Source organism: Paraburkholderia sp. SUR17 (genome assembly GCF_029536165.1).
In the GTDB taxonomy this organism is placed as follows: domain Bacteria; phylum Pseudomonadota; class Gammaproteobacteria; order Burkholderiales; family Burkholderiaceae; genus Paraburkholderia; species Paraburkholderia kururiensis.
The window spans coordinates 1959735-1973916 of the sequence record NZ_CP120508.1; the positions used below are offsets into that span (position 1 = coordinate 1959735).

14 protein-coding genes and 1 tRNA gene are annotated in these 14182 nt (G+C 65.4%); 6 read left to right on the plus strand and 9 right to left on the minus strand.

Annotated features, from left to right (window positions below; translation table 11 throughout):
- The first annotated feature begins 263 nt into the window (after positions 1-263).
- The gene (locus P2869_RS08640; protein WP_277598027.1) at positions 264-719 is read left to right on the plus strand and encodes a MarR family transcriptional regulator; all 456 of its coding nucleotides are present in this window, start codon (positions 264-266) and stop codon (positions 717-719) included.
- 131 nt (positions 720-850) lie between these two features.
- On the opposite strand, the gene P2869_RS08645 is transcribed toward P2869_RS08640, so the two are convergent.
- The 3 genes from P2869_RS08645 to P2869_RS08655 form a co-directional block, all read right to left on the minus strand.
- Positions 851-1864 (minus strand): 2-dehydropantoate 2-reductase, encoded by a 1014-nt coding sequence (locus P2869_RS08645; protein WP_277598028.1) that lies wholly within the window; start codon positions 1862-1864, stop codon positions 851-853.
- 32 nt (positions 1865-1896) lie between these two features.
- Positions 1897-2667, minus strand: a complete 771-nt coding sequence (locus P2869_RS08650; RefSeq protein ID WP_277598029.1) for a class II aldolase/adducin family protein — start codon at positions 2665-2667, stop codon at positions 1897-1899.
- A gap of 217 nt (positions 2668-2884) precedes the next feature.
- Positions 2885-2971 (minus strand) — tRNA-Leu (locus P2869_RS08655).
- Between the two features lie 299 nt (positions 2972-3270).
- On the opposite strand from P2869_RS08655, the gene P2869_RS08660 reads away from it, so the two are divergent.
- Positions 3271-4128 carry a squalene/phytoene synthase family protein gene (locus tag P2869_RS08660; RefSeq protein ID WP_277598030.1) on the plus strand — a complete coding sequence of 286 codons (858 nt, stop codon included), beginning with the start codon at positions 3271-3273 and terminating at the stop codon, positions 4126-4128.
- A 68-nt stretch (positions 4129-4196) separates the two neighbouring features.
- Here P2869_RS08660 and P2869_RS08665 read toward each other — a convergent pair whose 3' ends face one another.
- The 3 genes from P2869_RS08665 to P2869_RS08675 form a co-directional block, all read right to left on the minus strand.
- Entirely contained in the window at positions 4197-5429 is a 1233-nt protein-coding gene (locus P2869_RS08665; RefSeq protein ID WP_126877328.1) for a DUF1501 domain-containing protein, read from the minus strand.
- 94 nt (positions 5430-5523) lie between these two features.
- Positions 5524-6954 (minus strand): DUF1800 domain-containing protein, encoded by a 1431-nt coding sequence (locus tag P2869_RS08670; RefSeq protein ID WP_277598083.1) that lies wholly within the window; start codon positions 6952-6954, stop codon positions 5524-5526.
- Positions 6955-7192: 238 nt separating this feature from the next.
- Positions 7193-7528 carry a hypothetical protein gene (locus P2869_RS08675; RefSeq protein ID WP_277596224.1) on the minus strand — a complete coding sequence of 112 codons (336 nt, stop codon included), beginning with the start codon at positions 7526-7528 and terminating at the stop codon, positions 7193-7195.
- A 245-nt stretch (positions 7529-7773) separates the two neighbouring features.
- Here P2869_RS08675 and ompR point away from each other — a divergent pair, with 245 nt between their 5' ends.
- From ompR to P2869_RS08695, 4 genes are all read left to right on the plus strand, one after another.
- Positions 7774-8499 carry a two-component system response regulator OmpR gene (gene ompR, locus P2869_RS08680; RefSeq protein ID WP_033350668.1) on the plus strand — a complete coding sequence of 242 codons (726 nt, stop codon included), beginning with the start codon at positions 7774-7776 and terminating at the stop codon, positions 8497-8499.
- Positions 8500-8544: 45 nt separating this feature from the next.
- Positions 8545-9894, plus strand: coding sequence for an ATP-binding protein (locus P2869_RS08685; protein ID WP_017773794.1), 1350 nt, complete (start codon positions 8545-8547; stop codon positions 9892-9894).
- A 272-nt stretch (positions 9895-10166) separates the two neighbouring features.
- Positions 10167-10715, plus strand: coding sequence for a peroxiredoxin (locus P2869_RS08690; protein WP_017773793.1), 549 nt, complete (start codon positions 10167-10169; stop codon positions 10713-10715).
- 83 nt (positions 10716-10798) lie between these two features.
- Positions 10799-11323 carry a carboxymuconolactone decarboxylase family protein gene (locus tag P2869_RS08695; protein ID WP_277596225.1) on the plus strand — a complete coding sequence of 175 codons (525 nt, stop codon included), beginning with the start codon at positions 10799-10801 and terminating at the stop codon, positions 11321-11323.
- An 84-nt stretch (positions 11324-11407) separates the two neighbouring features.
- On the opposite strand, the gene P2869_RS08700 is transcribed toward P2869_RS08695, so the two are convergent.
- From P2869_RS08700 to ispD, 3 genes are all read right to left on the minus strand, one after another.
- Positions 11408-12583: an acyltransferase gene (locus P2869_RS08700; protein ID WP_277596226.1), complete on the minus strand. Its 1176-nt coding sequence runs from the start codon at positions 12581-12583 to the stop codon at positions 11408-11410.
- A 223-nt stretch (positions 12584-12806) separates the two neighbouring features.
- A complete protein-coding gene (ispF, locus tag P2869_RS08705) occupies positions 12807-13286 on the minus strand; it encodes a 2-C-methyl-D-erythritol 2,4-cyclodiphosphate synthase (protein ID WP_042298855.1) in 480 nt (159 codons plus the stop codon).
- Positions 13287-13345: 59 nt separating this feature from the next.
- A complete protein-coding gene (gene ispD, locus P2869_RS08710; protein WP_126877332.1) occupies positions 13346-14056 on the minus strand; it encodes a 2-C-methyl-D-erythritol 4-phosphate cytidylyltransferase in 711 nt (236 codons plus the stop codon).
- Positions 14057-14182: the final 126 nt, after the last annotated feature.

Sequence of the window (14182 nt, forward strand, 5' to 3'; positions counted from 1 at the left end):
ACGATCGACGCTGCGAGCAAGAAAAAACACAGGCACAACGCGAGGCGCGTCGACCACACATCTCGCGCAACGACACCGTGATTCATGCCGCATGCCGCGCGAGTCGTGCCACGCGCGTCATCTCCAGTATCGACGTGCAGCGACGCGTCGGCATCACGCCGCGCGTTGACCGGCTGCACAGTTGCAGCAACAATCACAGCGTCATGACGGCGTCATGTTGCCCGCGTCACTACGCCGCCCTCCCCACTACGACCAGGACCCCCATGAAGGCCGACGACAAAGCCGGACTCGACCAGTTTCTGACCTATCGCCTGCACGTCCTGAACAAGCTGTCCGAACGCGGTATCAGCGAACGCTACCAGTCGAAGCTCGACGTCACGCTGCCCGAGGCCCGGATCATTGCCGCGGTGGGATCGTTCGGGCCGTTCTCGGTGATGGACCTCGCGCGCCACGCGAATCTCGACAAGAGCCAGGCGAGCCGCGCCGCGGAAGCGCTGATCCGCCGGGGGCTGGTGGCCCGCGACAGCGATCCCGCGGACGGACGCGTCGTGCTCGTTTCGCTCACGCCGGAAGGCCGCGCGCTCTATCGCCGCGTGATGCCCATTGCCCGCAAATGGAACGCGGACCTGTTCGATTGCCTCGACAACGCCGAGCGCGTCGCGCTCGGCAACATGCTCGACAAGGTGATTGCGAACGCGCTGACGCGAGCGGCCGGCTGAAGCCGCGTCCGCAGCATCCTGGGCATCCGGGGCATCCGGCCGGTGTCAGCGGCCGCTTTACGGCCTACGTTACTGGCCGCTTTGTCGTCGCGGCTCATCGCCCCGCTTCGTCGTTCTCTTCACAGCCAGAATCACAGTCCGCTGTTCGCCGCACGCTGTCTCAGCAAGCCAAGCACCGCGTCGCAAAACGGCGTAGGCACACCGAGTTTTCTACCCAACTCAGGAAACACGCCGAGGATCGGCCCTACCTCGAGCGGGCGTCCCGCCTCGAAGTCCTGCAGCATCGACGTCCTGAACGATCCGAGCCGCCGTGTCACGGCAATGCGCTCGGCCGGACTCATGCCCGTGGAGAGGCCAAGGCGCGCGCCGATCGCTTCGGCTTCCTCCATCATGCGCAGCACGAGCGCATGCGTGAACGGATCGTCGAGCAGTTGCGTCGAGGTAGAACCCGTCAGCGCGCTCAACGGATTCATATTCATGTTGCCCCAGAGCTTGGCCCAGATCTCGGTACGGATGTCGTCCGCGAGGGCCACGTCGAAGCCACCTTCGCGCATCGCACCGGCGAATGCCGCTGCGTGGGCGTCTAGCGCGTCAGGCGCGCCCGGGCCGCCGTTCGCCACGCGCGGGGCGCCTACGATCAGATGATTGCCGCGCCCGCGCCGCACCACGCCCGGCGCATCCGTGGACGACGAAAGATGCACCACGCAGCCAATCGATCGGCGCGGTGGCAACGCGGCCGACACCGCGCCGTTAGGGTCCACGGCCTCGATCGGTGTGGTCGCGAGCGGCCCGTCCGTGCCCGCGAGGAACCACCACGGCAAACCGTTCATGGCGGCGACGATCACCGTATCCGGACCCACGAGCGGTGCAAGACTCGCAGCCACACCCGGCAGCGCCTGCGCCTTCAGCGCGACAACGACGAAGTCCTGTACGCCCAGTTCGGCGGGCGTGTCGGTAGCGATCACGCGCGTCACCGTTTCGCCCTCCTCGTCGATGATGCGAATGCCGTCGCCACGAATGGCGTCGAGCGTCTTGCCTCGTGCAACCACGCTCACCGCGTGCCCTGCGCGGGCCGCTGCCGCCGCGATCAATCCGCCGATCGCGCCCGCGCCCACTACTGTCGTTCTGATCTGTCCTGTTTTCATGTCTGCCTTGAACCGAGACGCGCAGCGACACGCTACGCCTTGTACGAAGGATCGATCCGATCCACCTGCCGCAGCATGGCATCGAGCACATCCTGCCCCGCGCCGTGACGCGGATCGAACTGCAGTGCGTCGCGCGTGCAGCGCATCGATACCTCGTCGGGAATGAGCCGCGCCGCACCGAGCGACGCTGTCGCGAGTTGAACCTCGCATGCGCGGTTGAGGGTCCAGAGCCGCGCAAACGCCTGCGCAACGGTCTCGCCGATGGCGAGCAGCCCATGATTGCGCAAGATCATCAGGCGCTTCGCACCAAGATTCGCAACGAGCCGCGGCCCTTCGTCGGAGTGAATCGTGACGCCTTCGAAATCGTGGTACGCCACGGCGTCGTGCAGTTGCGCGGAATAGAAATTCGAGTTCTCGAGCCCTCGCTCAGAACAGGCAACGGCAAGGCCGGCCGTGGTATGCGTGTGCATCACGCAGTGCGCGTCAGGCACCGCGCGATGAATCGCCGCATGCACGACGAAGCCCGCGGGATTCACCCGCGCCGCGGTCCCGTCCACGACCTGCCCGTCGAGATCGATCTTGACGAGATTCGACGCCGTGACCTCGGAGTAATGCAGCCCGAACGGATTGATCAGAAAGTGCCGCTCGGGGCCAGGCACGCGCACGGTGATGTGGTTGTAGATCAGTTCGGTCCAGCCGAGCATGGCGAAGATCCGGTAGGTGCCGGCGAGCAAAACACGAAGCGAGCGCTCGTCGGTCGCGCTTGCAGCCGAAACCGGATGCGTGGCGTCGACGGTCTGCATGGCGGTCTCCTTTCCCGGCGCGGCCGAGTGTTGGATAAAGGCGGATGAAGCAAGCCCATGCAGGATAGGAGAGGACGGTTGCGGGGGCAACCATGCGCGGTCGTGCGGCGTACATGCCGCGCTCCGCACGAAAACCCAGCACGAAAAAACGGCACGAAAAAACGGCCGGACAAAGCCGGCCGCACAGACGTTCGATGCTACTGAGTCAAATAGATGATGGTGCGAGGAGCGGGACTCGAACCCGCACACCATTGCTGGCGTCAGGACCTAAACCTGGTGCGTCTACCAATTTCGCCATCCTCGCCGCCGGGCACGCGGCAACGCTCCTGGCGCTGCCGCCGGCCCGATATCCGGCACCGCTGCCGGCATTGGTGCGGCGGGCGCCGCACGCCGGAATCGCGTGAGGGCGAGATTCTAACCGATTGCCTCACGCTTGTCTGCATGCGCACTGAATCTGCAACCCGCTGCAGTGCTAGAATTTGCTGTTTCGCGTGACGCACCCCATCGCATACCACCGCGCATGATCGCGGCAGACGCGCCGCTGCGCGATGGCCGGCGTGCACGTCGGCGAGAGATCCGTCCCCTGCCCCTACCGCCCGCACTGTGAATTTCGACGAATACTGCCTGCAAAAGGCGGCCCCGCCTGGATCGAGCACCTACTACGCACTGCGCCAGGCGCCACTCGCACAGCAGCCGCTGCTCGCGGCGCTGTTCGCTTTACGGCGCGAGTTCGAGGAGACGGTCAAGGAAACGAGCGACCCCACCGTGGGCCGCACCAAACTCGCGTGGTGGCAGAAGGAAACGGCTGCACTGGCGGCAGGCTCGCCCTCGCACCCGGTGTCCATGGCGCTCGCCGCGCACCTGGGTGACGTCGCGGCCGAATACCCCGCGCTGCAGGCGCTGCTGGCGGGCTTCGAGATGGACCTCGAGCAGGCGCGCTACCTCGACTTCCCGAATCTGCGGCGTTACATGGACGGTGTCGGCGGCACGTTTGCCGCGCTTCTCGCACGCGTCTCGGCCAAAGGATCGGCCCAAGGATCGGCACACGACGCTGCCCAGGCACAGGACTGGGCCGCATCGCTCGGTCGCGCACTCATGCTTGCGCAGTTCGTCCACGAAATCGGCAACGACGCGCGCCACGGCCGAATCTATGTGCCCATCGACGAACTGCAGCGCTACAACGTGACCGCCGCGGATCTCATCAACCGCCGCTACAGCGACGCGTTCACGCAACTGATGCAGTTCCAGACCACGCGCGCGCGCGACGCGCTGCATAGCGCGCTTGCCGCCATTCCCGCGGCCGAGCGCCGTGCGCAGCGCCCGCTGCGTTCGCTCGCTGCGCTCTCGCTCGCGCTGCTCGACGAGGTCGAGCGAGAGGGTTATCAGGTCTTGCACCAGCAGATCGTGCTCACGCCCATCCGCAAGCTGTGGATTGCCTGGCGCGCGGCGCGGCGCGGCTGAGCCCGCTGGCGGCTGACCTCTCGCCCGCCTTTCGCGACGCCCGACGCGCGACGCCCGACACCCATCTCTCACGCGCGCAGCAGCGGCAGTGGGTCGAACCGCTGCTTGAGCACGGCCTGCGCATCCATGCCCCACCACGTATCGAGCACCGTCGCGTAAAGCTCGCGAAAGTCCACGCCCACGGGCAGATTGCCGTTGCCGTCGAGTCTCGCAAGCACGGGCGGCACGCCATAGAAGCCGCCGCGCACGCGTCCGCCTGCGACGAAATGCGGCGCCACCGTGCCGTGATCCGTGCCGTTGCTCTGGTTCTCCTGCACGCGCCTGCCGAATTCGGCGTAGGTCATGACGAGCGTGCTGTCCCACCGGCCCAGCTCGACGAGCGCAGCGCGCATCGCGGCCATACCGTCGGCGAACTGGCGCAGCAGCGCAGCCTGCTGACCGGGCTGGTTCTGATGCGTGTCGAAACCGTTCAGCGTAAGCCGGATCACCGCGACGCCCTGCCCCGGCATCGCCTTGCCTTGCGGCGTGGACGAAGCCGCGAGCACCTGCATTGCCGTCTTCACCGACGCACCGAACGCCCCGCCCGGAAACGCCGTCTTCAGCGTGTATTGCCCCGGGCGTGGGCGCAGGCGATCGGCGGCCTGCAGGATGTCGTTCTCGACGTCCAGAATGTGCGCAAGCTCGGGATTGCGCTCTTGCAGCGAGACAGGCGTGACGAGCTTCGACGCCTGCACGAACTGCGCGGGATTGACGAGTGCAATGGCACGCGCGCCATTGGCAAGCGGCCCCATCTCCGCGCTGCCGATCACCACCCCGTCAGCGGCAAACCCGTGCGGCACCGCGCGCTGCCCGAACGCTCGCGTGAGCCATCCCTCGCGCAGGTATTCGCCGGCATCCGACGCCGTATCCCAGATCTCGATGGAGCGAAAGTGCGACAGGTTGGGCTGCGCATAGCTCACGCCCTGCACGATGGCGAGCTGCTTCGTCTGCCAGAGCGGCATCAGCGGTTCGAGCGCGGGATGCAGCGCCGTGCGTTCGTCGAGCTGAATGACCTGCTCGCGCTTGATGCCGATGTTCTTGCGCAGCTTCAGGTAAAGCGGATCGGCGTAGGGGATGACGGTGTTCAAACCGTCGTTGCCGCCTTTGAGCTCCACGAGAATCAGCAGGTTGTCGTAGCCGTGTGCGATTGAAGAACCCGAGCGTGAGGCACCCTCGCCGGCGTACGCGCGAGGCGCGCCGCGCGCCAGCCACAGCGACATGCCGGCGGCGCTCGCCATCGTCAGGAAATCGCGTCGTTTCATGCTGTACCTCGTTCGGGCGGTCTCGCCTGTGCCGCCGTCGCGGCAACGCGGGCTGTGCCGCGAGCGCCATCGCTTCGGCAAGCGCGGTTCATCGTCATTTGAGCTGGTAAGCCGGATCCATCAGCAGCGCTTGCAGATAGGCGCTCGCGGTGGAGTCGGTTGCGATCGGGTCCACCGGCGCGAACGGCAACACCGCATGCTGCAACTGCAGTTCGGCGGTAAGCCCTGGCCGCGCTGTCGGCGACGTGCGGAAGTCCGTCAGCCACCGCGCAATGTCGAAATGCATGCTGCCCTTCACCATACGCCCGGCCGGCACCGCAGCCGTGGAGCGCAGCAGTTGCTCGACGAATTGCTTGCGCGCGAGCAGCGTCGAGCTATTGATCCACGTTTCGCCGCCCGGCCATCCCTTCACGTTCGGCGGATAGAACAGGTTCTCGCCGAAGTTGCGCATGGCGCCCGCGAACGGCGCCGTGCTTTCGTAACCGATGTCGAAGGCGCGCACCGCGCCGACCACGAATTCGGCCGGGGACTTCACGAGCACGCCGCGATTGCGCTCGTCCCAGAACGCGTCCGTGAGAAACAACCCACGCAGCGCGACCTTGATGTCGTAGCGACTCGCGCGAAAACGAGCGGCAATGGGTTCGATCTGCGCCGGGTCCGGGCTGTCCGAAACGAACTCGCGCCACAGCTTGCGTACGACAAAGTCGGCTGTCTCAGGGCGCGCGAGCAGAATGTCGAGCACTGCGTCGCCGTCGAACGGTCCTGTTTCGCCGAGTACCGTCTTCATGCCGTTGTCGTGGCGATCCGCCTGCCAGACGTAGGCCGCTGTGTCGGGGTCGACACTCCAGCCGGTGTACGCGCGAGCCGCCTCGGCCACGTCACGCTGCGTATAGCGGCCCTCGCCCAGCGTGAAGAGCTCCATCACTTCGCGCGCGAAATTCTCGTTCGGCTTGCCTTTGCGATTGCTCGCACCATCGAGGTATTGCAGCATCGCGGGATCTTTTGCCACGTCGTGCAGCATCGTCGCGAAGCTGCCCAGCGCGTCGCAGCGCAACAGCACGTTTTGCTGTGCCATCGACTGCGGCCAGCTCACCTTGTCTTGCGCCGACGTGAAATGGTTGTGCCAGAAGAGCGTCATGCGTTCCGTGAGCGGCGACGGCGTGGTGGCCATTTCGCGCACCCACCACGCGCGCAGTTCGTCATAGCGCTGGCCGCGCGTCTGCTGCTCGCCGCGGCGCTCGTCGGGTGTCCATGCGTTGCGTTCGGCGCGCGTGGGGACGGGCTCGGCTGTCCACAACGGCATCGGGTTCACCGCGACGATGCGCGTAGCGGAGAGCACACGGGCCACGGCCTCTTCGCGCGTGAGACCGACGTACTGCGCGACTTCAGCGTGGTCGGGAGCGAAGCCGGTGCGGGTGAGGAAGTAGCGGGCGTCGTCGGCGTCGAGTACGGCCTCGTGCGTGGGGTGCGAAGGCACCGCGGGTGGCCTGGCGGTGACGCGACGAGCGGTGCGTGCCGCCGTGATACGCGTTGTGGCGACAGGGTGGCCGGTACCAAAGCCGCCGCTAATCGCCGTGGCATGCGCGGGCGGAATCAGCGCCCCTGCAGTGGCGCACGACGCTGCTACCGCCAGCACGGCCTGCCGCGCCACCCGCGCAAGGCTCGGGCGCATTGTCATAAGCGTATTCATGGTCGACCGGTTCGGGACTGGGCTGCGGTAGCGAGGTCAGCTCTTACACGGCGCGGGCCGGCCTTTTCCGTCGTCAGCGCTTGTAGAGTTCGCGCACGGCGTCCTCGATATGCTGGCGTAGCAGGCGGCGCTCTTCGGGCGTCATGTGGCCGTCGCGGCGGCGCTGGTCGAGGTCGGGGGGGACGGCGGTGCGCATCGCAAGGTCCGAGGCGGGCTGCGGGGGCACAATCACCGGGCGGCGATACGGCTTCGTGCCGTTGGGCGTGCGTGGGGACAGACGGGAATGGGGAAGCCGGTCGGCAGCCGGCTGAGCGAGAACGGAAGTGGGTTCGAGCAGGCTCGCAAGAGCACCGGCCACGGCGAGCCCTGTCACGATGAGGCGCACCCTTGGCCTGACCCCTCCCTTCATCTTGTTCCCTTCGTGGCGCGGCAAACGGCTTACCTCAAATACATGTGTGCATGTGCAAGACCCAAAGAAGGCGGGCGCGAGCGTTATAGTCTAATGAAGTATCCACCGAACAGCCGCAGTCAGTAAAGGAGTGTACGCGTGGCCGCTTTACGTCGTGCCACGGGGCGGGTAAATTTTGTAACTGACTGTAACTCGGCAATTCGCCAAAACTCGCACCCCTTTCTAATCGCGCTAAGATGCCGTCCATGGAAACCAAGAACCCTTCAAAAATCCTTGTCGTCGACGACGATCCGCGCCTGCGCGACCTGCTGCGGCGCTATCTCGGCGAACAGGGATTCAACGTCTACGTCGCTGAAAACGCACCGGCCATGAACAAGCTCTGGGTGCGCGAGCGTTTCGACCTGCTCGTGCTGGACCTGATGCTGCCCGGCGAAGACGGCCTCTCGATCTGCCGCCGTCTGCGCGGCAGCAACGACCGCACGCCCATCATCATGCTCACGGCCAAGGGCGAAGACGTGGACCGCATTGTCGGCCTCGAAATGGGCGCCGACGACTATCTGCCGAAGCCGTTCAATCCGCGCGAACTGGTGGCACGCATTCATGCAGTGCTGCGTCGCCAGTCGCCTTCCGAGCTCCCGGGCGCGCCCTCCGAAACCACGGAGGTGTTCGAGTTCGGCGAGTTCGCCCTCAATCTGGCCACGCGCACGCTCACCAAGGCCGGCCAGGAAATTCCGCTCACTACCGGCGAATTCTCGGTACTCAAGGTGTTTGCCCGGCATCCGCGCCAGCCGCTTTCGCGCGAAAAGCTCATGGAGCTCGCCCGCGGTCGCGAGTACGAAGTGTTCGACCGCAGCCTCGACGTGCAGATTTCGCGCCTGCGCAAACTGATCGAACCCGATCCGGGCAGCCCGCGCTTCATTCAGACTGTCTGGGGACTCGGCTACGTGTTCATTCCGGACGGCGCAGCCTGATCCCGAGCCCAGCTTTGCGGTTCGTTTCTCTGACAGGGACGGTCCATGCGGATTGACCGGCGCGTCCTCACGCACGCCTTCGGCGGACTTTTCTGGCGCACCTTCCTGCTGATCGCGCTCCTCATTGCGGTAAGTCTCGCGGCGTGGTTCCAGAGCTTTCGCGTGATCGAGCGCGAGCCCCGCGCGCAGCGCGTGGCGCTTCAGCTCGTCGCCATCGTCAAGCTCACCCGCACCGCCCTGCTCTACTCCGATCCGGATCTGCGCCGTGCGCTTCTCCAGGACCTGGAAAGCAACGAGGGCGTGCGCGTTTATCCGCGCGAGACCACCGACAAATACAAGCTGCAGCCCGACGAATCGCTGAACCGGCTGATTGAGCACGACATCCGCAGTCGCCTCGGCGACGACACGGTGATCGCGCAGTCGGTCAACGACATTCCCGGCGTGTGGATCAGCTTCAAGATCGACGACGACGATTACTGGGTCGCGCTCGATCGCGATCAGCTCGACAACGTCACGGGCCTGCAATGGGTGGGCTGGGGCGTGTTCGCGCTCGCGCTCTCGCTCTTCGGCGCAGCGTTCATTACGAGCCTCGTGAACCGCCCGTTCTCGCGGCTCTCCATGGCCGCGCGCAAGGTGGGCTCGGGGCAGTCGCCCGAGCCGCTGCCCGAACGCGGCATGGGCGTGGCCGCCGAAACGAACCGCAGCTTCAACCAGATGGTGCGCGACCTCGAGCAGCTGGAAGCCGACCGCGCCCTGATGCTGGCGGGCATTTCGCACGACCTGCGCACGCCGCTCGCGCGCCTGCGGCTGGAAACCGAAATGAGTCCGTCGGACCAGACGACCAAGGACGCGATGATCGACGACATCGAGCAGATGGACATGATCATCGGCCGCTTCCTCGACTACGCGCGGCCCGTGCAGCGTCAGCCCGAGAAGGTCGACCTCTCGGTGATCGCAAGCGAGCTCGCCGCGCGCATGTCGTCCGAAGACGGCATGCGCCTGATCACGCGGCTTGCGCCCGCTGCCGTGGTGGAAGCCGATGAAACCGACATGCGTCGCGTGGTGGGCAACCTGATCGAGAACGCCCGCAAGTACGGCATCAGCGAGACCGACGGCATTCCGCACGTCATGCTGGAAACGCGTGTCTCGCATTCGCGCGTGGAGCTTTCCGTGGTGGACGAAGGCCCCGGCATTCCCGAGGACCAGCTTGCGCTCGTCACGCGGCCGTTCTACCGCGTCAATTCGGCGCGCACGCAGGCCAACGGCACGGGTCTCGGCATGGCGATCGTGCAACGCCTCGTGGGCCGTTACCGCGGCACCTTGCGGCTGCGTAACCGTGCACCGGGCCCGGGCCTCGAAGTCACGATCGAATTTCCGCTCGCCAAGGGCGTTTGATCCGGCGGGCCACGCCGGCATTTCTGCAGCGCCTCCCCTCGCTCGCGCCGGCAGCCGGCGCATCATGACCCGCACGGGTCCCGCTGTCAGCGCGCGGGCACAACCCATGCTGACGCCGTACGCCTAAAAGCATCCTCCCGACGTTTAGACAATTTCTATTGAACAACCCAGTCAATAGACCAGTCTTTGCAGGTGTAGCGGATGCGCTCCCGCTGACCGGAGCGTCACCGCTCTGTCTTTCATCGAATCCATCTCTGCACAGGAGCAAGCGCATGAAAACCGTGGGCGACAAACTCGAAGCTTTCACCGTCACCGCTGCGAAGCCGGGCTTCAACAACCATGAAGAAAACGGCGCGTCGGCGTTCGAAGAAATCACGGAAACGTCGTTCCCGGGCAAGTGGAAGATCATCTACTTCTACCCCAAGGACTTCACGTTCGTGTGTCCGACAGAGATCGTCGAATTCGCGAAGCTGCAAAAAGCGTTCGAAGAGCGCGACGCGGTGCTCCTCGGCGGCAGCGTCGACAACGAGTTCGTCAAGCTCGCCTGGCGCCGCGAGCACAAGGACCTCGACAAGCTGAACCACTATTCGTTCGGCGACGTGAAGGGCGAACTGATCGACCAGCTCGGCATACGCGACAAGGAAGCGGGCGTTGCACTGCGTGCCACGTTCGTCGTGGACCCGGACAACACGATCCAGCATGTCTCGGTCAACAACCTGAACGTGGGCCGCAACCCCGACGAGGTACTGCGCATTCTGGACGGCCTGCAGACCGACGAGCTATGCCCCTGCAACCGCGCGGTCGGCGGCGCCACGCTATGAGCGCGACAAAGCGGCTCGCCATGCCCGGCAAAGCGGGCGAGCTTCTTGCCGACTGATCACGAAGCGACCACGAGGAGGTATTGATGGAGTTTCTTGCCGCGATCAAGGAGCGCATTCCCGACTACGCGAAGGACATCCGCCTGAACCTCGACGGCACGATTGCGCGTTCGTCGCTCGAAGGCAACGACGCCGTGGGCGTCGCACTCGCCGCCGCCTTTGCCGCGAAGAGCGCGACGATCGTGAAGACCATCCGCGACGCCGGCGTGCTGTCGCCCGAGGAAACCCACGGCGCGCTCGCCGCGGCCGCGCTGATGGGCATGAACAACGTCTGGTATCCGTATGGGGAGATGGCCGGCCATGCCGACCTCAAATCGCAACCGGCCGGTCTGCGCATGAACGCCTATGCGTCGCACGGCGGCGTCGACAGGCGCCGCTTCGAACTGTACGCGCTGGCCGCATCGATCGTCGGCAAATGCCACTTCTGCGTGAAGTCGCACTTCGACACGCTCGCTGAAGAAGGCATGTCGTCGACGCAATTGCGCGACGTCGGGCGTATTGCCGCGGTGGTGAACGCGGCCGCGCAGGTGATTGCCGCGGAGAACGCGTAGGCACGCGGTACGCGTTGGGCTGCGCGTGCGTGGTCGCGCACGGCAGCAAACGGCGCTGAACGATCGCGAGCCGTCGCAGGCGACTTAGCGTGCGCCGAGGTCCACTGCCGGTTGCTGCCCGGCAAGGCGCCTGCGAATCGCCGCTTCGAGCGGCTTCTTGAGTTCCAGCAAACGCTTTTCAAGCAACTGCCACGATAGATGCGCGAGCAGCAGCGCAAGCAGAAATTGAAGCATCACCGGCAAGCCAATCTGCAGCCACGCAGGCACATGAAGACGCGCATACAGATACGGCGCTTCGCCGAGCTTCGATGGAATCAGGTTGTGGAACAGGTAGAAGCCGTAGCTGACGGTGCCGAAGTAGTCGAGCGGACGCCATTCGAGCACCGAGACGAGCATGCTGTTCTGCCGGTTGACGATCCAGAGGAACACGCCGAGCAGCGTGAAAGACAGGCCGACGTCGAGCACCCCCGCCAGCGCGCCATCGGCCGGGGCGCCGCGCGTCGAAACCCGCCACACCAGCACCGCAACGAGCCCTGCCGCGCATACAAGCAACGTGAGCGTGGCGCCTGCCACGGCGGCCACTACCCGATGGCGCGCACAGGCAATACCGCCCATGCCCCCGAGCGCGAGCAACGCGAAGTTCCACGGCGAGCACGCATAAACGAGCGGCGGACTCGCCCCACCCGCATCGAGCGCCACATGGACGACGGCCGCGACGGCAACGAAGCCCGCGCACAGCGCGACGTGGCGTGACGCTGGCGTGAACAGCAGCACGAACGGCGCCACCAGATAGAACTGCTGCTCGACGGCGAGGCTCCAGAAATGCGAAACGGTGCCCGGCCAGCCGTCCTGCACGAATCCGATCCAGTAATCCGAAAGATAAAGGACATGCCACGGCAAGCCGAGATTCACCTCGCGCTGATAAAACAGATGATGTGCAATCGCGAGTGCCGCAAGCAAAAGGTAATAAACCGGGAAAATACGCAGCGCGCGTTTCATATAAAACACGTACAGCGCCGCATTACGCCGCGCGCCCGCTTCTTTCGCTTCTTCAATACGCAGGCGATTGCGATGCAGTTCCCCCATGATCAGAAAACCACTGATGAGAAAGAACAGCCAGACGCCCAGTTTTCCGGCATCCACGGCTTCGCCCATGCTGCCCAGATGGCCTTTGTGAGCAACGAACACGAGCGTCACCGCCAGCGCCCGTATGCCATTGAGGCCCCTCACATGGCCTCGAAGTTCTCGAGCTGCGCTCATCGCCCTTCCTGCATGCCAGTACCCGCGCAGTATAGGGCGACAAATATTGAAATTAATCCGGGCCGAAGGTTCGCCCGTTATTGCCGCGACCGCGAGCGTCCATTAGAGCATGGCAACGCTTTTACGACTTTTTGTTCTTTTATTTCACGGTCTTTTTACCGGACGCGGGCTCGCGGCACGCCATCCGGCAATCCTGCCCGGCTCTCGCCGCAACACGCGTCAATCACGCCCGCATGAGCAGCACGGCCGCCTGCGCCTCGATGCCCTCGCCGCGCCCGAGGTACCCCAGCTTCTCGTTGGTCTTGGCCTTCACGTTCACGCGGTCGAGCGGCAATTCGAGGTCGGCCGCGATATTGGCGCGCATGCCGTCGATGTGCGGCGCAAGCTTCGGCGCCTGCGCGATCACGGTGCTGTCGACGTTCGCGATGGCGAAGCCCGCCTGCTTCACGCGCGCCGCGCACTCGCGCAGGAGCACGCGGCTGTTCGCGCCCGCAAAGCGGGTGTCGGTGTCGGGAAAGTGCCGGCCGATGTCGCCGAGCGCCGCCGCACCAAAGAGCGCGTCGGTGATCGCGTGCAGCAGCACGTCGGCATCCGAGTGGCCGAGCAGCCCGCGCTCGTAAGGCACCGTCACCCCGCCGATGATGAGCGGGCGCCCCGGCACGAGTGCGTGTACGTCATAGCCCTGTCCGATTCTGAAATCCATGCGTAAGTCCGTAGTGAAAATTCGGGGGTGCTCGAGCTCAGTTCAAGCTCACTTCAAGATCACTGAGCAGCCGGCCGGCTCAGGATCGCTTCCGCGAGATCGAAATCCTCGGGATAAGTCACCTTGAAGTTGCGCAGGCTGCCCTGCACGAGCCGCGGCGCGTGACCAAGCCATTCGATCGCGCTCGCTTCGTCGGTGAGGTCGTGGCCTTCCTGTTGCGCCCGCTCGATCGCGTGGCGCAGCATGCCAAGCCGGAACATCTGCGGCGTCTGCGCCTGCCAGAGGCCGTCGCGCGACTCGGTGCGCGCCACGTGCGGCGGCTGCGCAGGCGCCATGCGCTTGAGCGTGTCGGCCACGGGCAGCGCCACGATGCCGCCTACGGCGTCGTCCTTGAGTTCGGCAACCAGCGTGCGGATCAGCGCGGGCGTAATGCCCGGACGCGCCGCATCGTGCACGAGCACCCAGTCGTCGTCGCGCGCACCGAACCCCGAGAGCGCGATGAGGCCGTTGAGCACCGACGCCTGGCGTGAAGCGCCGCCGCAGCGCTGCACCGCGAAGCGCAGGCCGGCGAAGCGGCGCGCGTCGAAATGGGCGTCGTCGGGCGAGATTACAACGAGTGTCTGCGCGAATTCGCTGCAGGCGTCGAACGCGGAAAGCGTGTAGTGGAGCAGATCGCGGCCGGCCACGGTACGGTACTGCTTCGGCATGGCCGAACCGGAACGGCTGCCGGTGCCGGCGCACGGAATGAGGGCAAAAAGGCGTGAGGTCACAGTAGTCGGATGCTTGCGGACGCCGCTCGCCGGAGCGCCCGTCTGAGCCGGGTGCGAAAGCTGCGGGAGCCAAATGGAAGGACGGATTTTATAATAGGTCCTTTGCGTTGACGCCGGAGCACGCCC